General features: G+C 39.3%; 26 protein-coding genes and 2 tRNA genes. 19 read left to right on the forward strand and 9 right to left on the reverse strand.

The genetic code is table 11. The features are described from left to right. Positions 1-32 precede the first annotated feature (32 nt). Genes L2735_RS02330 through L2735_RS02340 form a run of 3 tightly spaced genes read left to right on the forward strand, consistent with a single transcriptional unit; the run spans position 33 to position 2,939 of the window. Positions 33-1,223: a cytochrome P450 gene (locus L2735_RS02330; protein WP_248983169.1), complete on the forward strand. Its 1,191-nt coding sequence runs from the start codon at positions 33-35 to the stop codon at positions 1,221-1,223. Between the two features lie 43 nt (positions 1,224-1,266). Next, positions 1,267-1,575 carry a 2Fe-2S iron-sulfur cluster-binding protein gene (locus tag L2735_RS02335; RefSeq protein ID WP_248983170.1) on the forward strand — a complete coding sequence of 103 codons (309 nt, stop codon included), beginning with the start codon at positions 1,267-1,269 and terminating at the stop codon, positions 1,573-1,575. A 17-nt stretch (positions 1,576-1,592) separates the two neighbouring features. Continuing rightward, entirely contained in the window at positions 1,593-2,939 is a 1,347-nt protein-coding gene (locus L2735_RS02340; RefSeq protein ID WP_248983171.1) for an NAD(P)/FAD-dependent oxidoreductase, read from the forward strand. Here the strand turns inward: L2735_RS02340 and L2735_RS02345 are convergent. After that, entirely contained in the window at positions 2,926-3,792 is an 867-nt protein-coding gene (locus L2735_RS02345) for an AraC family transcriptional regulator (protein ID WP_248983172.1), read from the reverse strand. The genes L2735_RS02340 and L2735_RS02345 overlap by 14 nt on opposite strands. 35 nt (positions 3,793-3,827) lie before the next feature. Here L2735_RS02345 and L2735_RS02350 point away from each other — a divergent pair, with 35 nt between their 5' ends. The 3 genes from L2735_RS02350 to L2735_RS02360 all read left to right on the forward strand — a co-directional run bounded on the left by L2735_RS02350 (position 3,828) and on the right by L2735_RS02360 (position 6,572). Further along, positions 3,828-4,937 (forward strand): Zn-dependent alcohol dehydrogenase, encoded by a 1,110-nt coding sequence (locus tag L2735_RS02350; protein ID WP_248983173.1) that lies wholly within the window; start codon positions 3,828-3,830, stop codon positions 4,935-4,937. A gap of 76 nt (positions 4,938-5,013) precedes the next feature. Then, positions 5,014-5,817, forward strand: a complete 804-nt coding sequence (locus L2735_RS02355; RefSeq protein WP_248983174.1) for an alpha/beta hydrolase — start codon at positions 5,014-5,016, stop codon at positions 5,815-5,817. A gap of 317 nt (positions 5,818-6,134) precedes the next feature. Next, positions 6,135-6,572, forward strand: coding sequence for a DUF4265 domain-containing protein (locus tag L2735_RS02360; RefSeq protein WP_248983175.1), 438 nt, complete (start codon positions 6,135-6,137; stop codon positions 6,570-6,572). A 171-nt stretch (positions 6,573-6,743) separates the two neighbouring features. Here L2735_RS02360 and L2735_RS02365 read toward each other — a convergent pair whose 3' ends face one another. After that, the gene (locus L2735_RS02365) at positions 6,744-7,835 is read right to left on the reverse strand and encodes an NHL repeat-containing protein (RefSeq protein ID WP_248983176.1); all 1,092 of its coding nucleotides are present in this window, start codon (positions 7,833-7,835) and stop codon (positions 6,744-6,746) included. A 76-nt stretch (positions 7,836-7,911) separates the two neighbouring features. Then, a complete protein-coding gene (locus L2735_RS02370; RefSeq protein WP_248983177.1) occupies positions 7,912-8,667 on the reverse strand; it encodes a phytanoyl-CoA dioxygenase family protein in 756 nt (251 codons plus the stop codon). Between the two features lie 217 nt (positions 8,668-8,884). On the opposite strand from L2735_RS02370, the gene L2735_RS02375 reads away from it, so the two are divergent. The 4 genes from L2735_RS02375 (at position 8,885) to L2735_RS02390 (ending at position 12,895) form a co-directional block, all read left to right on the forward strand. Then, positions 8,885-9,655 carry an IclR family transcriptional regulator gene (locus L2735_RS02375; RefSeq protein WP_248983178.1) on the forward strand — a complete coding sequence of 257 codons (771 nt, stop codon included), beginning with the start codon at positions 8,885-8,887 and terminating at the stop codon, positions 9,653-9,655. Between the two features lie 144 nt (positions 9,656-9,799). Then, a complete protein-coding gene (locus L2735_RS02380) occupies positions 9,800-10,327 on the forward strand; it encodes a gluconate 2-dehydrogenase subunit 3 family protein (RefSeq protein WP_248983179.1) in 528 nt (175 codons plus the stop codon). A 27-nt stretch (positions 10,328-10,354) separates the two neighbouring features. After that, complete coding sequence (locus L2735_RS02385; protein WP_248983180.1) at positions 10,355-12,067, forward strand: GMC oxidoreductase; 1,713 nt, start codon at positions 10,355-10,357, stop codon at positions 12,065-12,067. Positions 12,068-12,115: 48 nt separating this feature from the next. Beyond that, positions 12,116-12,895, forward strand: coding sequence for a ThuA domain-containing protein (locus L2735_RS02390; protein ID WP_248983181.1), 780 nt, complete (start codon positions 12,116-12,118; stop codon positions 12,893-12,895). Positions 12,896-13,242: 347 nt separating this feature from the next. On the opposite strand, the gene L2735_RS02395 is transcribed toward L2735_RS02390, so the two are convergent. From L2735_RS02395 to L2735_RS02405, 3 genes are all read right to left on the reverse strand, one after another. Then, positions 13,243-13,319: transfer RNA gene (locus L2735_RS02395), tRNA-Val, on the reverse strand. 28 nt (positions 13,320-13,347) lie between these two features. Next, positions 13,348-13,424 (reverse strand) — tRNA-Val (locus tag L2735_RS02400). A 198-nt stretch (positions 13,425-13,622) separates the two neighbouring features. Beyond that, positions 13,623-14,993, reverse strand: a complete 1,371-nt coding sequence (locus L2735_RS02405) for an MATE family efflux transporter (protein ID WP_248983182.1) — start codon at positions 14,991-14,993, stop codon at positions 13,623-13,625. A gap of 30 nt (positions 14,994-15,023) precedes the next feature. Here L2735_RS02405 and L2735_RS02410 point away from each other — a divergent pair, with 30 nt between their 5' ends. Next, entirely contained in the window at positions 15,024-15,653 is a 630-nt protein-coding gene (locus tag L2735_RS02410) for a riboflavin synthase subunit alpha (protein ID WP_248983183.1), read from the forward strand. 22 nt (positions 15,654-15,675) lie between these two features. Here the strand turns inward: L2735_RS02410 and L2735_RS02415 are convergent, their stop codons facing one another. Beyond that, positions 15,676-15,876 (reverse strand): CPXCG motif-containing cysteine-rich protein, encoded by a 201-nt coding sequence (locus tag L2735_RS02415; RefSeq protein WP_248983184.1) that lies wholly within the window; start codon positions 15,874-15,876, stop codon positions 15,676-15,678. Positions 15,877-16,240: 364 nt separating this feature from the next. Here L2735_RS02415 and thrS point away from each other — a divergent pair, with 364 nt between their 5' ends. From thrS to L2735_RS02440, 5 genes are all read left to right on the forward strand, one after another. After that, positions 16,241-18,169, forward strand: a complete 1,929-nt coding sequence (gene thrS, locus L2735_RS02420) for a threonine--tRNA ligase (RefSeq protein WP_248983185.1) — start codon at positions 16,241-16,243, stop codon at positions 18,167-18,169. Positions 18,170-18,172: 3 nt separating this feature from the next. Further along, on the forward strand, positions 18,173-18,715 hold the full coding sequence (infC, locus tag L2735_RS02425; RefSeq protein WP_248983241.1) for a translation initiation factor IF-3: 543 nt from the start codon (positions 18,173-18,175) through the stop codon (positions 18,713-18,715). An 88-nt stretch (positions 18,716-18,803) separates the two neighbouring features. After that, entirely contained in the window at positions 18,804-18,998 is a 195-nt protein-coding gene (gene rpmI, locus L2735_RS02430) for a 50S ribosomal protein L35 (protein WP_055023949.1), read from the forward strand. Positions 18,999-19,016: 18 nt separating this feature from the next. Then, entirely contained in the window at positions 19,017-19,376 is a 360-nt protein-coding gene (gene rplT, locus L2735_RS02435) for a 50S ribosomal protein L20 (protein WP_012325107.1), read from the forward strand. A 115-nt stretch (positions 19,377-19,491) separates the two neighbouring features. After that, on the forward strand, positions 19,492-20,046 hold the full coding sequence (locus tag L2735_RS02440; RefSeq protein ID WP_248983186.1) for a GNAT family N-acetyltransferase: 555 nt from the start codon (positions 19,492-19,494) through the stop codon (positions 20,044-20,046). A 110-nt stretch (positions 20,047-20,156) separates the two neighbouring features. On the opposite strand, the gene trxB is transcribed toward L2735_RS02440, so the two are convergent. Both trxB and msrA read right to left on the reverse strand, forming a co-directional pair. Next, the gene (trxB, locus tag L2735_RS02445) at positions 20,157-21,107 is read right to left on the reverse strand and encodes a thioredoxin-disulfide reductase (RefSeq protein WP_248983187.1); all 951 of its coding nucleotides are present in this window, start codon (positions 21,105-21,107) and stop codon (positions 20,157-20,159) included. A gap of 178 nt (positions 21,108-21,285) precedes the next feature. Further along, positions 21,286-21,765, reverse strand: a complete 480-nt coding sequence (gene msrA / locus L2735_RS02450; RefSeq protein WP_248983188.1) for a peptide-methionine (S)-S-oxide reductase MsrA — start codon at positions 21,763-21,765, stop codon at positions 21,286-21,288. A gap of 174 nt (positions 21,766-21,939) precedes the next feature. Here msrA and astE point away from each other — a divergent pair, with 174 nt between their 5' ends. From astE to L2735_RS02465, 3 genes are all read left to right on the forward strand, one after another. Next, positions 21,940-22,971: a succinylglutamate desuccinylase gene (astE, locus tag L2735_RS02455; RefSeq protein ID WP_248983189.1), complete on the forward strand. Its 1,032-nt coding sequence runs from the start codon at positions 21,940-21,942 to the stop codon at positions 22,969-22,971. Between the two features lie 150 nt (positions 22,972-23,121). Next, positions 23,122-24,300, forward strand: coding sequence for a thiamine pyrophosphate-dependent dehydrogenase E1 component subunit alpha (locus L2735_RS02460; protein ID WP_248983190.1), 1,179 nt, complete (start codon positions 23,122-23,124; stop codon positions 24,298-24,300). A gap of 2 nt (positions 24,301-24,302) precedes the next feature. Further along, positions 24,303-25,280 carry an alpha-ketoacid dehydrogenase subunit beta gene (locus L2735_RS02465; protein WP_248983191.1) on the forward strand — a complete coding sequence of 326 codons (978 nt, stop codon included), beginning with the start codon at positions 24,303-24,305 and terminating at the stop codon, positions 25,278-25,280. Positions 25,281-25,283 lie beyond the last annotated feature (3 nt).

Genomic DNA, 25,283 nt, shown 5'->3' on the forward strand with positions numbered 1-25,283 from the left:
ATGACAAAGTTTATACATTTTGAGGTGTAATAATGACAACCAAAATTAGCGGTGTTAGCCAATTTAATGATGCATTTGCAACGCAGCGCACCACATCAGGCATAGGTCAAATGGACGATCAAAACGACCCTATTAGTATGATTTTGGGCTTGAAGGAGGTACGCAAGGCTGCGCATAATTGTGCTACTTTTCAATCTGGCGCTAAACCTGGTCGAATTGTTATCCCATCTGAAGTAGCCATACGAGAAACCAGACAAATCCCATTTGAAGTGGATCCCCCTGAGCACAAAGGTTTCCGTGAATTACTTAATCCTTGGTTTAAACGACCACAAGATAAATCATATCAAATTAAGTTACAGCAGATCATTGATATCACCATTGCCCAAGCTTTATCGGCGGATTCGCTTGATATTGTGGCTGATTTTGCTTTGCCACTTCAGTCTAAAGCGCTCACTTTATTATTAAATACCCCTATGGATAATGCTCAAACCTGGATTGATTGGGGCACGCACGTATTCAGAAGCGAATCCAGTCATTTAGATGCCAATAAAGCTAATATTTTATATGACTATATTGATGCTGAAATTGATAAAGCCAGTATAAATAACCAGCCTTGTGAAGCGTCTGAACAAGACCTGTATACCGTGTTACTTAATGCTGAGGTTGATGGGAAAAAGCTGACTAAAGAACAAATTAAAGGGGTGATGATTTTAACTTTTGCGGGTGGTCGAGATACGGTCATTAACGCGATCACCAATACCTTAGCTTACTTTAGTGAAAATATGGATGATTTAAAGCGCATTGCAGCTGAGCCTAACATCAATAATCGGGCGGTTGAAGAGTTAATTCGCTATTTTTCACCGTTAACACAGATGGGCCGCGTGGTCACAGAAGACACTGCAGTTTGCGAACATGCCATCAAAGCCGATAGCAGGATTTCATTATGTTGGGCATCGGCTAATCGAGATGAGAATGTGTTTAGTCATCCTAATACTGTCGATTTTGATCGTAAAGTGAATCCCCATGTGAGTTTTGGTTTTAGTCATCACAATTGTTTAGGGGCAACTCATGCAAGGCAGATTTTAAGACAACTGGTGTTAACGTTGGCTAATAAAGTCAATGACATTGATGTTGTCAGTGCTGATGAAAACATTGAACAGCTCGGTGAGTTTTCACGCAAAGTGGGCTTTAACCGTCTAGTGGTTAGCCTGTCTGCTAAATAACGAATAACGCAAAACATAACACCTACAATAAAGGAATTAAATCATGGCTAAAGTCATTTTTGTTACTCAAAACAACGGCTCGATGGAAGTGGAAGGCGACAGTGGATCTTTAATGGAGTTGGCTGTGGCAAATGGTGTAGCAGGCATTGATGGTGATTGTGGCGGTGTATGTTCATGTGCCACTTGTCATATATATGTTGAACCTGCCGATTTTGAAAAAATAGGTCAGCCTGAAGAGATTGAAAGTGACATGCTGCAATTAGATGACAATGTGCGTGAATTTAGCCGTTTATGCTGCCAAATTGAAGTGTCAGAAGTGATTGATGGTATGACGTTTGTTGTGGCTAATTAATAAAGTGATTATGACTTATGCAAACTAAAGATGAAGCGTTAAATTTAAATATGGTGATCATTGGTGCTAGTCATGCTGGGGTGAGTGCAGCGTTTAACTTGCGTCAGCAAGGGTGGAAAGGGCGGATAATCTTACTTGACCGTGACCCACAGTTGCCATATCACCGACCACCGTTGTCTAAAAAAACACTGCAATCAGATGCACTTGTCAGCTCACCTTTAAAAGCAGAAAAAGCTTACATTGATAACGAAATTAGCCTAAATCTAGGCCAAAATGTGACCTCAGTAGACAGCAAAACTCAGCAGATTACTTTAGCCAATAGTGAAGTCATTCCTTTTGATAAATTAATTATTGCAACCGGATGTGATGCTTTTATTCCGCCGATTAAAGGGTTGTCAGATACGGTTGATGAAACAGGTGTTAACCGTTTTTTTGCCATGCGCACCTATGCAGATGCACTGGCGATTAAGTCGGCATTAACGAATAGCAAAGATAAGCAAGTTGTTATTATTGGCGGCGGATATATCGGCCTTGAATGCGCATCTTCGTTTATTGCCTTGGGTGCAAAGGTCACCGTGATCGAAAAACAATCACACATTTTATCCAGAGTGACCTCGCATGTTATGTCTGATTTTTTAACCCAATTACATCGTGATAAAGGGGTGACGCTAACAACGGGTAAAGATGTAGTTGAAGTGATTCATCAAGCGGATAAACACATTGTTGTTTGTGGCGATGGCACGCAGTATCCCGCTGATTTTATCATAGTAGGGGTGGGCGTAAGACGTAATACTCAGTTAGCAATTGCTGCAGGTGTTGATGTTGAACAAGGGGTTAAAGTTAATGCCGTGTGTCAGACATCTCATCCCAATATTTTTTCAATTGGTGATTGCACTGAATACTTTAGCCAACGATATCAGCGATGGCTCAAACTGGAGTCTGTTCAAAATGCTGTTGAACAGGCTAAGACTGTTGCACAGTTTATTACGGGTAACTTACCGACTGTTGTGCCTGACACTAATACTGTTAATCAAACGATTCAAAACGATAGTCGCCCTAACACTCAAGAAGCCGTTCCCTGGTTTTGGTCTGATCAATATCAATGCAAATTACAAATAGTGGGTCTTTCTGACGGATATGACGAGCTAATTGTGTGTCAAGAATCTGCTGAGCAATTCTCTGTGTGGTATTTCAAAGCAGACCGTTTGTTATGCGTTGAAGCGGTAAATCTTGCTAAAGCCTATGTATTAGGTACTCAGGCCATTAAACACAACATGCAGGTGAATAAGTCATTGCTTAGTGCATTAGATACTGAGCTTACTAAAACGAGCTTACTTATCGAGCCTGTAACTAGCCTGAACTGAGATCTGTTTTTAATTGGCGACGGTATTGGTGCGGGGTTAAACCAAAGTGTTGTTTAAATTGTTTTATAAAGTATGACGAGCTTGAAAAGCCTAAGTCATAAGACATATCAGTAATAGATAGGTTGGTTTGCCCTAATAATCGAGCGGCACTATATAACTTGTGCTGAATAATATAATCGCTATAGGGCACACGAAAGTGGTTTTTAAACACCCTAGAAAAATACGAAGGTGATAAATGACACAGTGCAGCCGCTTGATCTAGCGATAAATTCGCACAGTTATTTTGTTTTAATAAGGCCATTAATGGGGCAAGTTTTTTATAGCCATTCGACACATTTAACGGTGTGTGTTGTTTGCTTAAGCGACTTTGGCCGTATTCACACACCATAGTGACTAAGCTGTTAAACAATTGCTGGCAGGTTTGACTTTTGGGGTGTTGGCTAAACTCACTGAGTAACCAACTGAGCAGTAGGTGGATTCTTTGTTGAACGTCAGCTGGAAAACTCAAATGTAACCCTGAACTTAATATCTGGCTGAATTCTGCCAGTGCTGGGTCGTTAAGGCGTTCAGGTACAAATTGCACTATATACCAAGATTTTGCCCGGGAATTGAGCGCGAAGTTGTGGCTTTCCATAGAGGGAGTATATACGGCTTCATAGTCTGAGAGTGATGTTTCACCCTGGTGATAAAAATATTTACCGTCAATTTGTTCAAAAAATATAAATTCGTGAACCTGATGAAAATGCAAAAAGCATGAATAGCTATCATGCTGCAGATAACTCACGTAATGAATTTCAAAGTCGTTACCTTGTTTTATCGAGTAAGGTTCACAGTATATGGTTGGTTTTTTCATAGTTTTATGCTTATTGTTAACAATTAGGAGTTTACATGTACAAGGCAAGGGCTGCAATTGCAGATGGTAAAGGCGGTTTCTTTTTTGACACGGTGACGCTTGGTAAACCTGCGGCAGGCGAAGTAAAAATAAAAATTAAAGCTTCTGGGATTTGTCATACCGACTGGGACTCTATCAAGACATGGAATAAAAAATTTATCATTGGTCATGAGGGCGCGGGGGTCATTGTTGAGTTAGGTGAAAACGTAAAAGACTTAGGCATTGGCGATAAAGTGATTTTAAATTGGGCCATTCCCTGTGGTGAATGTTTTCAATGCCAAGAAGGCAACTTACATATTTGCGAAGTGAATAGTCCTGTGACTGGAAACGGTTTGTGTGGCCATGCCAATGAACAAGGCTGCCAACACAATGGCAGTGCGCTAACGCGCTCTTTTCATTTAGGCACCATGAGTGAATACACGATTGTGAAGGCTGCCGCGGTCATTAAAATTAACAGCAATATCGACTTCCCCAGTGCCAGTATTGTTGGTTGTGGGGTGATGACAGGTTATGGTTCGGTGGTTAATGCCGCCAAAGTTAACGCCGGTGCCAGTGTTGCGGTTTTAGGTTGTGGCGGCGTGGGGTTAAATGTGATTCAAGGCGCCGCCATATCGGGGGCTGCAAAAATTATAGCTATAGATTTATCACTAAATCGCTTAGCACAGGCAAAGGAATTTGGTGCAACACATACCGTATTGGCTGACAAAGATGATCCAGACTTAATCAACATGGTGACTCAGGTTAAAGCATTAACCCATGGACGAGGAGCCGATTTTGCTTTTGAATGTACCGCCGTACCGGCTTTGGGGTCAGCGCCATTGGCATTAATTCGTAGTGCAGGTGTGGCCGTTCAAGTGAGTGGTATTGAACAAAAAATTGATTTTGATTGTACGCTTTTTGAGTGGGATAAAATTTACATTAATCCGCTTTATGGTCAATGCAATCCTAAACGCGATTTTGGTCAAATATTACAACTGTATGATGCAGGAAAGCTTAAATTGGATGAGCTAGTGACCAAAACCTACACATTAGCAGAGTTGCAATCAGGTTTTGATGACATGTTAGCTGGGCGAATCGCCAAAGGCGTGATTGTGTTTGAGGATTAATTAACCCGAAGTCACTCATGGTGTTAATTTTTAGTGCTTAGTGCTAGTGCTAATACTTTTTCGTAGGAAATCATTAATGACAGTCAATAGTTTAGAAGTTTCACCGCTGACTCTTTCCAGCAATAATTTTGTCACGATTACGGCTTATAGCAGCCACTTGAATGGCCGAGGTGATATCAGTGTTTACCGGCAAGCCACACAAAGTTCAAACGTGCCTATTATCATTCTGCTACATGGAGTATATGGTAGCCATTGGGTATGGAGCCAACTTGGTGGAGTAGAGCAGGTTTATCAAAACCTTCGGCAACAAGGTTTGAGCGAGTTTGTGCTGGTGATGCCATCAGACGGGGGCCACTATGAAGGCAGTGGTTATTTACCATTTCAACATGCAGATTATGAATCATGGATTGTTGAAGATGTCATTTCAGCGGTGATTAACACTCAAGCTATGTGTTCTGATAAATCAAATATTTATATTTCTGGCTTATCAATGGGCGGGTATGGCGCATTACGATTAGGGGCGAAGTATCCCCATGTATTTAGCGGAATATCGGCTCATTCATCAATTACTCATATTGAAGATTTTACCAATTTTGTTGACAGCAAAACGTTAGATTCACTAAAACAAACCACTGATATATATGCAGGAGATGTGTTCACCACGTTAAATCAACATAAGTCGACATTAGCACCGTTAAGATTAGATTGCGGTAAAGATGACCCACTGTTTACCGCTAATTACCAATTAGTAAAGCGACTCATTAAGGCCGATATTGACCATACATTTGACATCTTTGATGGTGGGCATAGTTGGGACTATTGGCATCAGCATGTGGCAAAAACGTTTGCGTTTTTTGCTAATATAGAGCAAGCACAATAATGTCTTAAATTCATATGTATTGTCCTTTAGGTTTTGATCCCCCTAACTGCTACCCGCGATATTTTCCTAGCCGTCACCCTCGAGATCTTTAATCGAGGGTCTGCTGTGGCTTTTAGCTTTTTATTTTACTATTAGCAACAAACCAGCTGTATTCAAAAAGATAAATATCAGTGTAAGCCTTGTTTTATGATTATTGAAATGAAAAGAGCTTTACATCAATAAGATAGCAAATGTAGGATGTTGTTAATCAATAACTTAAACGGCCGACATTGAATGATGTGCTGTTGAATAAGCGGTTAGGTGAAAAAGGAAGTTTAGTGTCAGCCGAAAAAGTTATGTTCGCTCTCGATATTGAAAATGGCTGGCCACCAGTAGGCGGTGAAGGTGTTTGGTGTGAACGGATAGATGGAAATTATAAATTAGTTAATGCTCCTTTTTTTATTCCTGATTTGGCATACGGGGATATATTCTCTGCTACCCCTGATGAAGTAAATGAACATATATTTGATTTTGAGATAATAGAAAAGTCTGGTCACTCAGTTATTTGGGTAATGAATAATAACGGTGTCGATACTACATTTTTTGTAGATATGCTCAAAAGGCTTGGTTGTAAAGTCGAGACTCTCAACCAGTATTCTTTGATTTCAGTCGACGTTCCACCAGAATTAGATCTTGATGCACTTGACCCGCTTCTAAATGTACATGAAGAGCAAGGCCTAGAATTTGCTTTTCCTGTCTGGAGGCATGGTGATTAATTTCACCTAACACATATGAGCCTCCCGCTAGTCAATGGGCGAGCCTAACTTATTTAGCTCCTTTTGCAATTAAATGCCTTTAGTATCCAAGATGGTCGATCAACAAACTCATCTACTTCGTCTGTCATTTAGCTTTCAAATCATCGTGTTTTTAGTAAGCCATGTTTAACATTATTGCCTTATCAGCTTCATTGGATAACTTTGCTGGGCATTCCATTGTCCAACATACAGGTTATTATCCTCATCGACACAAAGACAATGTACGTGGTTAAACACATCTTCAGTGCTTTGCATGGGTTGTAATTGGCCATTAAGGTACTGTGGTGCAGTTGCGCCTAAATTGGCGATTACAGTATTATTGTTATCAAAAATACTGATAAAACCCGTGTTGTCGGCATTATGATTATTAACATGTGACCAGCAAACAGGCGCGTAGAATAAGTTGCCTTTAAACACTGGCCCGCCAATATAAGCGCCGTTTGTATCAATTTTTTTAATGAACTCCCCCGTTAATGAGAATACCTTTAAGCATTGTTCGAACCGAGAGCTGACCATTAGTGTCGGGTTATGTTTGTCACGCAGGTCTATTTCAATACCGTGGGTATTGTGCAGGTTGTCGTTTACATCTTCATTATCATGGCCGCCCCAATGATGAATGTACTGGCCTTGCTTGTTGTAATGCAGTAAAAAGTCACTGCCGTAACCGTCGGTGACATATAAATCGCCATTAGGTGCGATGGCGATGTCTGTCGGGCGAAAGGGTTGTTCAGGTTTATAAACCCCGTAAGTTTGCGGGTGACCAATGGTATAAATCAGCTTGCCGTCTAAGGTCATTTTGGCCACAAAGCCACTTTGTGGAATGACTTTGTTATATGGGCTATCCCATTTATCGACACTTTTACCATCCCAATGGCGATTCACTACCCAGCCACTGTCTACGACATAGATAAATTCTTGCTGATCTTCTTTAACAATTTTAATCGCGTGTCCACCTGGAAATTGGCTACTGAATGCATCCAGTAATTCACCTTGCTGGTTATAGACTAAAATATTATTGCGTGGATTATCGGTAATCATAAAGATGCGGCCTTTGGCATCCATCGCAAAACCATGACAGTTTTCAACTGGATATTTTGTAGGGTCAAGTTTGCCCCAATGGGCATCAACTAAGTATGTAAACTCACCCTGACCGATTATTTTGCCATGAGGGTCTTGTCCATTTGAGGGAAGGGCATGTTGAGTTAGCGTGTGTTTAGCAGGCATGGTTTTCTCTTATGCTAAAACCGCTTAAAGACTATTTTAAGCGGTTTAGGTTAATTAAGCTGAAAGGTTAAATTGACTAACTGGCTTGCCAATTCAAAATCGCATCGTCATCCACGCGATGTAATGGATAATAAATGGCTTCATTTTCTTGGAAAGATTGATTACTGATGGCGTTGTAAGCACTGATCATTGACCAGCGAGGCTCTGACGAACGGTTTTGGTTAGACTTATGCAGTAAATTACAGTGGAAAAATAACACATCCCCAGGCTCAAGCTCGACATTGATAATGGGATGATATTTCATCGCTTCTTCCACAAACGCCATTGCTGCGCCTTTTTGATCACCGGTTTTGTTGTGGTCTAAACGGCCTAAGTGGTGTGAGCCTTTTAGCACCTGTAAGCAGCCATTTTCTGGGGTAGCCTTGTTAATCGCAATCATGCAACTAATTGCTTTGGGGTAGAGCATAAAGTTGTCGCGATGCCAGTAACCAAAGTCTTGATGCCATTCCCATGCTCCGCCAACAAAGGGTTCTTTCATCATAATTTTTGTACTGGTGTGATACACCTCTTCACCAATTAATTGTTCGCAGACATCAACTAAACGTCGACTGCGTGAAAACATGCTGTAAAAGTCGTCACCGGTTTTTTGCCATAAACATACTTTACTGACTGCGCCTTGTGCATCTTTTTTATCCCAGGCACGTTCATACAATGTTTCATCGTTAAATGCAGCTTGCTGCAATCGTAAAATTTCTTCCTGCGAATAGTAACCCTTCATAATCAAATATCCATTTTGATTAAATTGTGTAATTTGCTCGGCGGTTAACGTCATTTGATATTGTCCTTAATTGAATATGATTAATGTCTATTGTTGACAATGATTGCTGGTAATGCTGATAATTTCAACTAGAATTCATATTAAAATATGACATTTATATATGAATATTAAAAGGTAAGTTAAGTATCTGTTTCATTGTGTTTATTAGTGTTTGCTGACGTTTAAATTTTTTTTTTGTTCATATAAGAATCTTTAAATAAAAGGAGCCAAAGTGAAAGATAAAGCGAGCCCCAAATATGCTGTGCCCGCGTTAGATAAAGGGTTGGATATACTTGAGTTTTTGGTTGGTAATGCGTTGCCTTGCAGTCAAAGTGAGATAGCGGTAGGAGTTGGGCGTGTCCCAAATGAAATTTATAGAGTGCTTGTTGGATTGGAAAAGCGGGGTTATGTTCAACGTCACCCCACAACAGGTCGATATGAATTATCGCTAAAGTTGTATCACCTATCTAGAAATATTGTCCCCATCGATCTTGTTCGACAATCGGCGTTGCCGTATATGGAAGATCTCGCCGTGAGTAGTGGTCAGTCGTGTTATTTAAGCATGCTGTATCAAAGCCAAGCGATGGTAATTGTTTATGCTAGAAGCACTAGTGCCATGCATTTGAGCATTACTGAAGGTGCAATGTTTAGCCTAAGCCAATCGACAGCGGGAAAATTGCTATTAGCAAATAGTAATGAAGAGGTACAAACAATGTTAATAGAGCATGATTCGACATTTAGTCGTTTGGGGGCGCCTGAACGATGTCATTTAACCACAGAGTTAGAAGCTATAAGACAATCTGGATTTATTGTGCAGCAGAATAGTTTATTGACTGGGGTAAAAGATTATTCCGTACTTATTGGCAATCCGAATGCAAAAGTGATTGCTGCGTTAAGTATGTCCACGTTTGAAATTCAATCCAATGGCGATAATAGCGCGGATGACTTGCTTGAATCACTTACTAAAACAGCCCATCAAATTACCTCGATAATTACAGAATAAAGCCCAACTAATAAATTGTAGACAATAAACAATGTTAGCGTTAAGGTATTATCACATTATAATTTCACTAGGTTATAAGAATTGCTGTCAGATAGTTGATAACCGTTTCTGAATTCTTATCTGTGTTTCATGGATGGTACTGGTATGAATAGACGTCAATTTTTAATCAACCTTTCTGTTGTTTTAGGTTGTAGTGTTGTGTCAGTCGAGAGCATGGCAGATGCAATCACATCTCAGATAAATAATAACGCCTCAAAGGGTCACTTTACTGAAACACAACTTGAATGCATCAAACTCATTGCCGATATCATCATTCCACAAACAGACACTCCCAGTGCTAGCCAAGCTGAAACTCACTTATATGTAGACTATTACGTACATCATTTTATGACTACAAAAGAGCGCAAGGTTTTTGTTGCTCAAATGGACCATTTAATTAGTGACCGTTTGTTGCAACTTTCGAGCAGTCGACAAGTTGAATTAGTCCAAAAAATTGATCGTGAGATGTATCAGGGTACTGAGCAAAGCACATTCTATAGCAAGCTAAAACAACTGATTGTGATTGGTTATTACACGTCAAAAGTTGGCGCGACTCAGGCGTTAAACTTTGATCCTATTCCCGGGCCATATCAAGAAATAAAGTTAGATCAAGTTGGTGGCGTTTGGTTTTAACTGCAGACAAAAAATCAGGAAAAATTAATGGATTATGATGTTATCGTTGTCGGCTCAGGAATGTCTGGGGGAATTGCGGCAAAAGAGTTTTGTGAGAAAGGTTATAAAACTTTGGTATTGGACCGTGGCGACCCTATTGAACACGGTCAATATAAAACGGAAGGATTAGCACCTTGGCAAATGCCTTTTCGGGGGGAAGTGTTACAAGAGTTTAAATTACAACAGCACATTCAGAAAAATATATACATCTATAGTGACTTTACTAAGCACCATTTAATTAATGACCTTGAAAACCCTTACATCCAAAAACAACCATTTATTTGGTATCGAAGCGCTACTGTGGGAGGTAAATCATTAATTTGGGGTAGACAAAGTTACCGTTGGTGCGAACAAGACTTTAAAGCAAATCAGCAAGATGGTTATGGTGTAGATTGGCCTATACGATATCAAGATATAGCTCCTTGGTATGACTATATTGAACCTTACGTCGGGATTTCAGGTAGTTATGAAAACCTACCGCAATTGCCAGATGGACAATTTTTACCGCCGCAACCGTTGAATATTGTCGAACGTGAAATGAAGGCTAAAGTCGAGCGAGCCTTTCCCGAACGCAAGTTTATTCCTGCTCGAATGGCCAATTTAACCCAAGCTAATAAGGTTCATACCGACTTAGGCAGAGTTCAGTGCCAAGCCAGAAGTGAGTGCCCTAGAGGTTGTTCTTTTGGCGGTTATTATTCCTCTAACTCTGCAGCTTTGCCTTCCGCTAAAAAGACGGGCAATTTGACATTAATTGCAAATGCTCAAGTACAAGCTGTTTTATATGATGAGCAACGCCAAAAAGCTGCTGGTGTACGTTACGTAAATAATAAAACTGGTGAGTCTCATACCATTGGTGCCAAAGTGGTGTTTATGTGTGCATCAACATTGGGTACGGTTCAAATCCTGTTAAATTCAACTTCAACAATCTACCCAAATGGTATTGGTAATCGACATGATATTTTAGGCCGATACATTATGGATCACTGTGGCGGTGGTGGAGCTAGTGGAAAAATGCCCGGGTATTTAGATGATTACTATAAAGGGCGGCGACCTGGAGGAGTATATATACCACGTTTTCGTAATCTTGAGCCCACGTCGCCTACTACATCGTCAAATACAAATCAGCCCCAAAAACCTTTTATTCGAGGCTATGGTTTTCAAGGTGGTGCAAATAGAAGTGGTTGGCAATGGGCTAAAAATGGCCAAGGGATAGGTGCAGACTTTAAAGCGAAAGTCGGCCAGCCGGGTAATTGGTACTTTAGCATGTGGGGCTTTGGTGAAGTGTTGCCGCGCTATGAAAATCGTGTGATTTTGCATCCGACTAAAACTGACCAATGGGGCTTACCTTTATTGGTAACAGATGTGACATACCAGCAAAATGAAATAAACATGGTAGATGATATGACTGCAACGGCGGTTGAAATATTAACCGCTGCGGGTCTTGAAGATATTAAAGGATTTGAAGGATATGCACCGCCAGGAGGGGCAATTCATGAAATGGGCGGATGTTGTATGGGGGCAGATGCAAAAACCTCATATCTTAATAAATGGAATCAATGTCATGAAGTTGCCAATTTGTTTGTGACTGATGGCGCTGCATTTTCATCAACTTCTTGTGTTAATCCTTCTATTACTTTTATGGCAATGACAGCTAGAGCGGTTGATTTTGCAGATAAGCAGTTAAAAGTCGGGTTACTTTAAGTCATTAAAAAATATAGATTAACATCATTATTTAGGGTGGGGGGTAGTATGATTTGGTCTCGTCATTTTTTGTTGGTTATTGGTTTTTGCATGGCGCTTTTAAGTAGCCCCGTACTATCAGCCAAGCAATTTAAAGTACTGTTATTTACTAAAACAGCAGGGTGGCATCACCAAAGCATTTTAGAGGGAGTGAATGCCGTGAAGGTGTTAGCTGAAAAGCATCACTTTGATTATGAATGGCATGAAGATGCTAAACAGTTTAATAGTAAAAATTTAGACCGATTTGATGCCATTATTTTCTTAAATACTACGGGTGATGTACTTAATGATGAGCAGCAAAAGGCGATGAAGCTGTTTATTCAATCTGGTAAAGGTTTTGTCGGGGTGCATTCTGCCTCTGATACTGAGTATCAATGGCCATGGTATACGCAACTAGTGGGGAGAATGTTTGTAATTCATCCTGCAATTCAAACCGCTAAAATAAATGTTGTCCAAGCCGACTTTCCAGGAAGTTCACTTCTACCAAGCTCCTTTTTATGGACCGATGAATATTATCATTTCAGTGAGCCTCTTTCTGAAAACTTGAAGTATATTTTAACGGTTGATGAGTCGACTTATAAGCCTGCAGCTCAATGGGGGGATGTAAGGGTAAGTGGTATGGGAGATTTTCACCCCATTGCATGGTATCAAGAGATTGATGGCGGACGTTCATTTTATACTGCATTAGGACATTTACCAGCTACCTACCAAGACCCTTTGTTTTTACAGCACTTATTCGGTGGAATCTACTGGGCAGCGACAGGTAAGGGCGTGGGTAAAATAGATTAAGTGTATCCGTAGATGTATAGATATAACCTATAAAAGGTTTCACTTATTTAACGATATAAATGCAATATATACTATTTGAATTGACACAATAGTGTCTTGGGAATATTAATAGTTCATTCAGATTAATAGTTCATTCTGCATAATAATCATGAGGGTAGTTATTTTGAATATTAAATTATTTGCGACAAGACTATTAGTCTCTAAATGTTACGATAACTATCAATAGGTGCAAATAATTTTATGAAGTCAAATATCAATAATATTGATAAGAGATATAATGCCTGATTAGTTGGAGATTTTAAATATTGATGAAGTTTTTATATTTAAGATTGATTATCACTAAAAGTTGGTACAACCGAGTGGATTCGAACCACCGACCCCTACCATGTCAAGGTAGTGCTCTAACCAACTGAGCTACGGTTGTATTTCAAGATTTCAATCTCAAAAGGAGATGGTACAACTGAGTGGATTCGAACCACCGACCCCCACCATGTCAAGGTGGTGCTCTAACCAGCTGAGCTACAGTTGTATCGTTTAAAGAAAACAAATTCATGTAATCTTTGGAACGAGCGATATATTACGGTATACCGTGATTGATGCAAGCAAAAATGATAAAAAAATGATTGAGTGGTGATTTGCTGTTCATTTTGGAGTTAATTACAGCATATAAGCTTAATAATGCGTAGCTTATATGCCATAACTCATATAGATACTAGTAACCAAAACATCAATGACTATCAGATATCGCAGCTTTTAACTTTCCAGAAGTTTGGATATAGCGAAGCCTTATTGCAAACAACACTGCAGCACTCGTTAAACCAGCGATTAAACCAATCCAAAAACCATGAGCTCCCATTGCAGGAACGATGATGTCAGTTCTTGCTAATATATAGCCTAAAGTCATACCTATAGCCCAATACGAGATTAGAGTGATATAAAATGCACTTTGGGTATCTTTGTAGCCACGTAATGCGCCTGCAGCGACTACCTGAATTGAATCAGATAACTGATACAGTGCAGCTAAGAACATTAAGCTACCTGCTAAAGCTACAACCTCAGGGTTGTTGTTATACAGTAAAGCAATTTGGGTTTTGAAAAGTACTGTGATAACAGCGGTCAATACCGCTAAAGAAAAAGCAATAGATAAGCCTATTTTTGTCACTAAATTGCTTATCTCTAATTTGTCTTGTCCTAAGTAATATCCCACTCGAATTGATACAGCGATACCAATAGATAATGGCAACATAAACACAATAGATGAGAAGTTTAGTGCTATTTGGTGTCCAGCAACAACCGTCGCGCCAAGGGGGGCGAGTAATAGCGCAATAACAGCGAATAGACTCACTTCAAAAAATAATGCCATTGCTATCGGCATACCATGTTTAGTCATTTGCCAGATTGTTTTCCAGTTAGGTTTGTTTAAACGACTAAACGGTGCTATTTCATCAAATTTCTTGTGGAACTGCATATAGATCATCATGGCAATCAACATTGCCCAAAAAACAAGTGCCGTAGCAACACCACAACCTGCGCCGCCCATAGCTGGCATACCAAAGTGTCCATAAATGAAGATATAGTTTGCAGGAATGTTTACTGCTAGACCTACAAAACCAATCACCATAGTAGGTAACGTATAAGAAATACCTTCTGCACATCCACGTAATATTTGATATAGAATAAAAGCAGGAACGCCCCACATAAATCCGTTTAGATATCCCGCACTTAAATTAGCTAATTCAGGATCCAGTTCCATCATTTTGAAAATTGTGTTCGCAAATGAGAGGAACAGCAAAACACCGACCGTACCTATTATGGCAATATAGAATGCTTGCGACATTAGCGGTTGTATTGCTTTCGGGTTATTAGCACCGTGATGGTGGGCAAATACTGGTGTAAATGCGAGAATAAGGCCTTGTACAAAAAGTAAGGCAGGTAACCATAAACTGGTACCGATAGCCACAGCTGCCATATCAAGAGCACTGACTCTGCCAGCCATGACTGTATCGATAAAGCCCATCATGGTTTGGGTTACTTGTGCAATTAATACTGGCAATGCCAGTTGAATTAATTTTTTGGCTTGAAAGCCTGTGTGATTCATTAGAAAACCTTTTAACTAACGAGTGAAAATATGTTTACTGGTATCGTTCAAGCCACATGTGATGTGGTGTCGATTATAGAGCAAAGCGGTTTAAAAACGTTTGAAGTCAAAATTCCAGAAGAGCTGCAACAAGGTTTAGAAACCGGTGCGAGTGTTGCAAATAATGGCGTATGTTTAACTGTTACTAAACTGGAGAATGATAGAGTTTATTTCGATGTAATGGAAGAGACGTTACAAGTAACAAACTTAAATTTTGTTGAGCCAGGTAACAAAGTGAACATTGAACGTTCATTAACCTTCGAAAAAGAAATTGGTGGTCACATTTTATCTGGCCATGTTCATGCTATGGCAACGATTGAAGAAGTGAGTGAAACTGATACTCATTTCAATTTGACCTTGAGTATTCCTCCCAAATGGATGGACTATATCTTTTATAAGGGGTTTGTAGGCGTTAATGGTTGCAGTTTAACTGTTGGCAAACTCGACGAGAATACATTCAAGTTACACCTTATTCCAGAAACTCTAAAGTTGACCAACTTAAGTGATTGTAATGTTGGCGATAAAATTAATATTGAAATAGACAGTCAAACTCAAGTTATCGTCGATACTGTTGAACGTATATTAGCTAAAAAAGCACTCGATAATAGTAACTTAGTTTAAAGGCTACTTTCATAACGAGCAGTTAATACAATTGCTCGTTATCAGAATCAATGAATAATTGAATCGTTTTATTCGAGTCATCGACATGAAGCCTCATATGAATCGAATTACAGCAAATTCGACAGTCATCATAATATTCTTGATCGCCTAAGCTTGTATCAATGTGAACATGTTGATTATGCCCACAGTGTGGGCAACTAATTACCCGGCTTACTAAATTCATATTCAACTCCTTATTAATAGCTATCAATTAAGCCACAAACCATTAGTTTTATCCCTTACCATAATCATTATAGTTGACTCTTATTAATATCAACTAACATCTGAATTTGTTATTTGATGTCAATCAAACAGGGACAAAACTGATTTACTGAAATCAATAGCTTAATTCTTTAAATAATGTGCAGTTAAATAGGATTTAGCCATGCACATCGCTTGCTTGCAAAAGCGCTTTTCACATACAATGCAATTTCATGCCACTACTAACTCAGACTCCTGTAATGTCTGTAGTTCGGTGGCATTTCTTTTATTTATTATTTATTACCAAGTGACCCTACGTGTGGGTCACCACTGGATAAGGAAATTAAATGCCAATTATTACATTGCCTGATGGCAGCAAACGCGAGTTTGCAGATTCTGTTTCTACTTACGATGTCGCTGCTGACATCGGTCCTGGTTTAGCTAAAGCTTGTATTGCTGGTCGCGTTAATGGCGAATTAGTTGATGCTTGTGACTTAATCACCACAGATTCAGATCTTTCAATCATTACGGCTAAAGATGAAGAGGGTGTTGAAATCCTTCGCCATTCTTGTGCACATTTATTAGGTCATGCGATTAAGCAAATGTGGCCTGAAACAAAAATGGCTATTGGTCCTGTTATCGATAATGGTTTTTACTATGACATCGATTTAGATCATAAATTGACTCAAGAAGATATCGATGCTCTTGAGAAGCGCATGAGTGCGCTTGCAAAAACCAATTACAACGTTGTTAAGAACGTCGTTTCTTGGCAAGAAGCCCGCGATACTTTTGAAGCACGCGGTGAAGAATACAAAATCGCAATCTTAGATGAAAACATCAGTAAAGATGCGACGCCGGCTTTATATCATCATGAAGAATATGTTGATATGTGTCGTGGCCCACACGTTCCAAACATGAAGTTCTGTCAGCACTTTAAATTAATGAGTGTTGCTGGTGCATATTGGCGTGGTAATTCAGACAACAAAATGCTGCAGCGTGTATACGGCACAGCATGGGCTGATAAAAAAGCATTAAAAGTACATTTAAACCGTCTTGAAGAAGCGGCTAAACGTGATCATCGTAAAATTGGTAAGCAATTAGATCTTTACCATATGCAAGAAGAAGCACCTGGAATGGTATTCTGGCATAACGACGGTTGGAGTTTGTATTTAGAGCTTGAAAAGTTTATTCGTCAAAAGTTAGGTCAATACACCTACCAAGAAGTGAAAGGTCCATTAATGATGGATCGTAACTTATGGGAACGTTCAGGTCACTGGGATAAGTATTCTGATGCGATGTTCACTACAAACAGTGAAAACCGCGAATATGCCATTAAGCCAATGAACTGTCCTGGACACGTCCAAATCTTTAATCAAGGTTTGAAGTCATACCGTGATTTACCATTAAAAATGGCTGAATTCGGTTGTTGTCATCGTAATGAGCCATCAGGTTCACTACATGGGTTAATGCGCGTACGTGGCTTTACTCAAGATGATGCACATGTATTTTGTACCGATGGACAAGTACAAGAGCAAGTAAGTGAATGTATCCAAATGGTATATGATACTTATGGTACTTTTGGTTTCGACAACATCGTCGTAAAATTATCAACACGTCCTGAAAAACGTATTGGTGATGACGACATGTGGGATAGAGCAGAAGAAGCACTGAAGCAAGCACTTGTTGCTAATGATATCGAATTCGAGATTTTACCAGGTGAAGGTGCCTTCTACGGTCCTAAAATCGAATTTACACTTCATGACTGTTTAGACCGTGCATGGCAGTGTGGTACTGTGCAATTAGATTACGCATTACCATCACGTCTTGGTGCAACTTACGTTGCCGAAGACAACACGCGTCAAACGCCAGTTATGATCCACAGAGCTATTTTAGGGTCTCTTGAACGTTTCTTAGGTATTCTAATTGAAGAATACGCAGGTAAATTCCCAACATGGCTTGCTCCACAGCAAGTAATTGTTATGAATATTACAGATAAACAGTCTGATTATGTTGACGAAATTGTTAAAACTTTCAAAGAAAGTGGCATTCGTGCATCTAAAGACTTGAGGAATGAGAAAATAGGCTTTAAAATACGTGAACATACGTTAAAGCGTGTACCTTATTTATTGGTCGTAGGCGATCAAGAAATGGAAAATAAGGAAGTTGCGGTAAGAACACGTGACGGTATCGATTTAGGCAAGATGAAAATCAATGATTTCGCTGCCAAGATACAAGAACAAATTTCTAGCCGTAGTCTATTATTGTTGGAGGAATAGGTCATAAAGATCAAGAGAGCAGCAGGGCGACAGCCAGCCCCTAATCGTATTAACGATGAAATCACTGGCGTACCAGAAGTTCGTTTATCGGATATCAATGGTGAGGCAGTTGGAATCGTTAGTATTTCACAGGCTCAAGAATTAGCTGATGAAGCAGGTGTAGACCTAGTTGAAATCAGTCCTAATGCTGAACCACCTGTCTGTCGCATAATGGACTACGGTAAGTTCCTTTTTGATAAAGCGAAAGCTCAAAAAGAACAAAAAAAGAAGCAGAAACAGGTCCAGCTGAAGGAAATAAAATTCCGTCCTGGCACTGATGAAAACGACTATCAGGTAAAACTACGCAACCTGATTCGTTTTCTTGAAGATGGGGACAAAGCGAAAATTACGCTGCGTTTCCGTGGTCGCGAAATGGCACACCAAAGTCTTGGTATGGATCTTTTGAACCGTATCAAAGCAGATTTGGAAACATATGCTGTTGTTGAATCTTTCCCGAAAATGGAAGGTCGACAAGCAGTTATGGTCCTCGCACCTAAAAAGAAATAGTAGGGCAACCCACTAAAAAGTAGCAAAGTCCTTTTGAGGGTTTTGCTCGCCTTACGTTTTATTAATGTCCCAATGCGGAGTTTTAGCAATGCCTAAAATGAAAACAGATAAGGGTGTTCAAAAGCGCTTCAGAAAAACCGCTAATGGTTTCAAGCGTAAACAAGCACACTTACGTCATATTTTGACAAAGAAGAGCACTAAGCGTAAACGTCACTTACGTGCTAAATGTTTAGTTGCAAAGTCTGATGTGCCAGCAATCGCACGTCAACTACCATACGCTTAATTAAAGGAGATATGAACAATGCCTAGAGTTAAGCGTGGTGTAACCGCTCGTGCTCGTCACAAGAAAGTACTTAAATTAGCCAAAGGTTATTACGGAGCTCGCTCTCGTACTTACCGCGTTGCTGTTCAAGCAGTAACTAAAGCTGGTCAATATGCTTACCGTGACCGTCGTCAGAAGAAACGTCAATTCCGTCAACTTTGGATTGCACGTATCAATGCGGCTTCTCGTCAAAATGGTCTTTCTTATAGCCGTTTCATTAATGGCCTTAAAAAAGCATCAATCGAAATCGATCGTAAGATTTTGGCTGACATCGCTGTATTCGACAAAGTTGTATTTACAACTTTAGTTGAAAAAGCAAAAGAAGCTTTAGCTAAGTAATTAGCTGTATTGCTTTAAAAAAGGAGCCTTCGGGTTCCTTTTTTTATGCCTATAATTTATAAGAGTTAAAACTTCAGATACTTTTATCTATCCTGTCATTTAATGGAATAAACTTATGACTCTCATTGTTACCCAGCGATTAAAAATATCACTCATGACACTTGATGATGCAGATTTATTATTTGAATTAGATCAAGACCCTGCAGTCATGCAATATATTAATGGTGGAGAAGCACCATCAAGACAAGAGATAGAAGATGTTTCAATTCCTCGCTTAGCAAAATATCTAAATCAAGAGAAGTGTTGGGGCCAGTGGAAGGTATTTGATTTAAATGATGTTTTCTTAGGCTGGATTTTAATCAGGCCTATGGGGTTCTTTAGTGACAAACCAAAATTAGATGATTTAGAAATTGGTTGGCGCTTTAAACAAGCAACTTGGGGGAATGGAATTGCAACTGAAAGTGCTTTGGCATTAATTAATCATATAAGTCAGCAACAAGATAGTATTTCAAAGTTTTCAGCAATAGCCGATCCATTAAATACAGCATCGATTAAAGTTATGAAAAAGCTTGGTATGACTTACATTGAAACCCAGCAATATCATGATGAAAATGAAGCGTTTGATGTTGTTTTGTATTCTTTGGATGTTACAAATAGAAAAGTTAAATAGTTTTGCTATCTTTTTTACACCTATATGTTTATATCTATTCTTTCTAAAAATATCTGATTAAAAAAGCCAGCTAATGCTGGCTTTAATGTGGTTAGGCTTTTAATAAAAGATTATTGAGCATCCAAGAAACGCTCAGCATCTAATGCCGCCATACAACCAGAGCCAGCAGAAGTAATCGCTTGACGATAGTGCTGGTCCATTACATCACCACAAGCATAAATACCTTCGACACTTGTTTGTGTCGCGTTGCCTTGTAGGCCACTGTTTACAGTAATGTATCCATAGTTCATATCAAGCTGGCCATCAAAAATGCCAGTGTTTGGGCTATGACCAATTGCAATGAATACACCAGCAACTTCAAGAGACGAAATAGAATCGTCTTTAGTGCTCTTCATATTCAAACCAGTCACACCCATATTGTCACCAGTTACTTCATCGAGTGTTTGGTCTAGGTGTAGGATAATATTGCCATTAGCCACTTTATCCATTAAACGATTAATTAAAATCTTTTCTGAGCGGAAAGTATCACGGCGATGGATCAAATGGACTTCTGAAGCAATGTTACTTAAATAAAGTGCTTCTTCTACAGCTGTATTACCACCACCAACAACAGCAACTTTCTGGTTACGGTAAAAGAAACCGTCACAAGTTGCACAAGCTGATACGCCGCGGCCCATGAAGGCTTCTTCTGAAGGCAAACCTAAATATTTAGCTGAAGCACCAGTTGCAATGATTAATGCATCACAAGTAAATTCGCCATTATCACCTTTCAATTTATAAGGGCGCTCACTGAAATCGACTTCATTGATGTGATCAAAAATAATTTCAGTATCGAATTTTTCTGCATGCTGTTGCATTCTTTCCATTAAAGCAGGACCTGTTAGTCCTTCAGCATCACCTGGCCAGTTCTCGACTTCAGTAGTCGTAGTAAGCTGACCACCTTGTTGCATACCCGTGATCATGACAGGTTTTAAATTAGCACGAGCAGCATAAACCGCAGCAGTATAACCAGCAGGACCTGAACCTAAAATAAGTAGGTTAATATGACGAGCTTGACTCATTTGTGTATTTCTCCGTATTCATGCCTTAAGCAATTTGCATGGATTGTAGGGAATTTATAGAGTGGGGTAAAGCGCAGAAGAGTCTAAGATATAGATTGTATTAATCGGTTTTGTACAGAAAAAGCACCATTTGATTGATTGAGGCACTATAAATAAGCGCCTCCTTAAAATTTATTACTTAATAACTGATATGACAGCTTGGTAATTCATTCTTTTCTAAATAATTTTGATGATATTCTTCTGCCGGATGAAATTGCTGTATTGGCACTATTTCAGTCACAATATGTTTAATTCCCCATTTGCCGCTTTTTGCTAAATCTAACTTTGAACGAACGGCTGTGTCTTTTTGGTGTTTATCATGAAAAAAAATAGCGCTACGGTATTGATTACCAATATCTCCACCTTGTTTATTAAGTGTCGTTGGATTGTGGTTTTGCCAAAATACCGCCAATAACTCTTCGTAAGACACAATAGATTCATCAAATTCAACTTGAACAACTTCAGCATGACCTGTGGTACCAGTTTTAACTTCTTCATAAGTTTGAAACTGGTCTTTTCCGCCCATATAGCCGCATTTAGCGTTAACAACACCGTCAACTTGCTTAAAAAAATACTCAACGCCCCAAAAACAGCCTGCACCAAATGTCGCTAATGTCATACTTACAACCATAAAGAAGTCTAGATGGCTAAAATTATATTTAATCTGAACCAGAATGCAAGTAAAGTTTTACACTATGGTAATTGTCTCTTAACGTTAGCTTCCCTCAGTTGTGTTAGAATCAACAAATGTGATTGAAACCATTTCAGTTTAGCCGTCTTTCAAGGAGTCTTCGTGTTTCAACAATTAATTGAAGAAAAAGATTTTTTAGCATTTACTTTAGCTAATATCGATAAAGAAGTTACCCCTCAGAGTTTCACTCTATCTAACCAAACAACAGTTAAAATATTAGATAACGGTGTGATTAGTTTTACGCCCGAAACTGGTTCAACGAAAGATATTGTATTGTCTTGTGCGGTACACGGTAATGAAACAGCACCGATTGAAATTTGTAATGAGCTCATTCAAGGTTTACTAGAAGAGAAAATTCAAACCGCACATCGGGTCTTATTCTTAATCGGTAATCCTGATTCAATTTTAACTGAAACACGATTTGTCGAAGAAAATATGAATCGATTATTCAGTGGTGCTCATTCAAAAGGTGAGGGGCTTTGTAATAAGGAAAGAGTTCGTGCTAAAGCATTAGAATTATTTGTTGCAGACTTTTTCCTCGATAATGAACAGTCACAACGTATTCATTACGATCTTCATACCGCGATTAAACCCTCAAAACATGAGAAGTTTGCCATCTATCCTTATAGGCCTGGCCGCACCTTTAGTGCTGAACAAATTATGTTTTTGGCTGGTTGTGATGTCGATACAATTTTATTTCATCACGAACCGACAACTACATTTAGCTATTATTCTTCAGAGCAATTTAAAGCTGATGCATTTACTGTTGAGCTTGGCAAAGTGATGCCATTTGGCCAAAACGAGTTAAAAAAGTTTGCGAACACTCGAAAAATGCTTAATCAATTAATCACTGAGCAACAAATCAGTGTTTCTTCATTTGATGCGGAAAAGCTTAACTTGTATAAAGTGTCACGTTCAGTGAATAAAAATTTCGATGATTTTACTTTTTCGTTTCCAAAATCCACAGTTAATTTCACTGGCTTTAGTCAAGGTGAAACACTTGCTACCGAAGGTGGAACAGAAATTAAAATTGAATATCCGTATGAAGCTATCGTTTTTCCAAATGAAAATGTACCTGTTGGCCAGCGCACGGTATTATGTCTTATACCTGCGCCTAACGAAGATATACAGTAATTTGTAAACCTAAATATACAAAATTATTGAAAGGTTATTCATCAGATGGAATGAACATTAGTTGATCGCTAGTTTACGTTAACGTAATGTTTGTTCGCATAGTATAAATTTAGCTTTATTTTATAAGGCCTCACATAATAAGAGCACAATATGAGCAACGCACCACTGAATAATGAAACAGTGCATCGTGTCAGCTTCTTAGACAAAGCTTCATTGCACATTCCTATTTTAAAACTTCTTCAGGCTGATGGCACTACATATGAAAATGCAGTCATGCCAGTTATTGATAAAGCGTTAGCTGAACGCATTCACGACACTTGTGTTTTTACCCGAGTACTTGATGAGCGTATGTTAAGTGCGCAAAGACAAGGTCGTATTAGTTTTTATATGACGTGTACTGGTGAAGAAGCTTCAATCATTGGCAGTACTGCTGCACTTGATGATGGTGACGTTATTTTAGCTCAGTATCGTGAGCATGCATCACTGCGTTATCGTGGTTTCACTACTGAACAATTTATGAATCAAATGTTCAGTAATGAAAAAGATTTAGGTAAGGGCCGTCAAATGCCAATTCATTACGGTAGTAATGAACTTAATTACCAAACGATTTCTTCTCCACTTGCAACCCAAATTCCACAGGCGACTGGCGTAGCTCATGCGTTTAAGCTGCAAGGTAAACGTAACGTTGCCATTTGCTACTTTGGTGAAGGTGCCGCTTCTGAAGGGGACTTTCATGCTGGCTTAAATATGGCTGCAGTATTAAAGTCTCCTACCATTTTCTTTTGCCGCAATAATGGTTATGCCATTTCAACACCAACTGAAGAGCAGTTTGCTGGTAATGGTATTGCAAGTCGCGGAGTAGGTTACGGAATGCATACCATCCGCGTAGATGGCAATGACATGCTTGCAGTACTTGCTGCAACACAGCAAGCTCGTGCTCACGCCCTTGAGTATAACGCACCTGTATTAATTGAAGCGATGACCTATCGTTTAGGTGCACATTCATCTTCAGATGATCCTTCAGGGTATCGTTCTAAAGAAGAAGAGGCTAAGTGGGAGCAGCATGATCCTGTTAAGCGCTTCAAGCTGTGGATGATCAATAAAGATTGGTTAAATGAAGCTGACGATGCCGCACAATATGAAAAATATCGTGAAGAAGTACTGAATGCAGTAAAAGTTGCTGAAAAAGTACCATTGCCACATATAGATGGACTCATTACGGACGTATTGGATAAGCCTACACCTGTTTTAGAAAAACAGCTTGCAGAGCTAAAACAACATATCAAAAAATATCCAAAGTCTTATCCTAAAAGCGCAGGGAGAATTTAATTGTGGCTGAAATGAATATGTTACACGCCATCAATGATGCATTAGCGATTGCCATGACTGCTGATGAAAGAATGGTGGTATTTGGCGAAGATGTTGGTCATTTTGGTGGCGTTTTCCGTGCAACTTCAGGCTTACAAGAAAAGTTTGGCCGTGATCGTTGTTTCAATACCCCTTTAACTGAACAAGGTATTGCAGGTTTCGCAAATGGTTTAGCATCGAACGGAATGACTGCTGTTGCAGAAATTCAATTTGCTGATTATATTTTTCCTGCCTTCGACCAAATCGTTAATGAAACCGCAAAATTCAGATACCGCAGTGGTAATCAGTTCAATGTAGGAGGGTTAACTTTCAGAACCCCTTATGGCGGTGGTATTGCCGGTGGACACTATCATTCACAATCTCCAGAGGCTTATTTCACGCAAACCCCTGGATTGAAGGTCGTTATTCCTCGCAATCCAGAACAAGCTAAAGGCTTATTGCTTGCTTCAATTCGTGATCCAAACCCTGTTATTTTCTTTGAACCTAAAAGACTTTATCGTGCATCAGTAGGCGAAGTGCCTGCAGGTGATTTCGAAATTGAAATAGGTAACGCAGATGTGGTTAAAACCGGTAGTGATATCACGCTACTGGGTTGGGGAGCTCAAATGGAAATCCTCGAAAAAGCAGCATCAATGGCTGAAATAGATGGCATTTCTTGTGAAATAATAGATTTAAGAACTTTATCACCTTGGGATATCGAGACTGTTGCAACATCAGTTAAGAAAACAGGTCGCTTGTTAATTAACCACGAAGCACCATTAACGGGTGGTTTTGCAGGTGAGATTGCAGCAACAATCCAAGAGGAATGTTTCCTACATCTCGAATCGCCTATAAGTCGCGTTTGTGGTTTAGATACGCCATATCCGCTTATTCTTGAGAAAGAATATATGCCAGACGAACTGAAAACTTATGAAGCAATCAAAGCTTCTGTCAATTTCTAGGAG

Source organism: Shewanella olleyana (assembly GCF_023283825.1).
Lineage (GTDB): Bacteria > Pseudomonadota > Gammaproteobacteria > Enterobacterales > Shewanellaceae > Shewanella > Shewanella olleyana.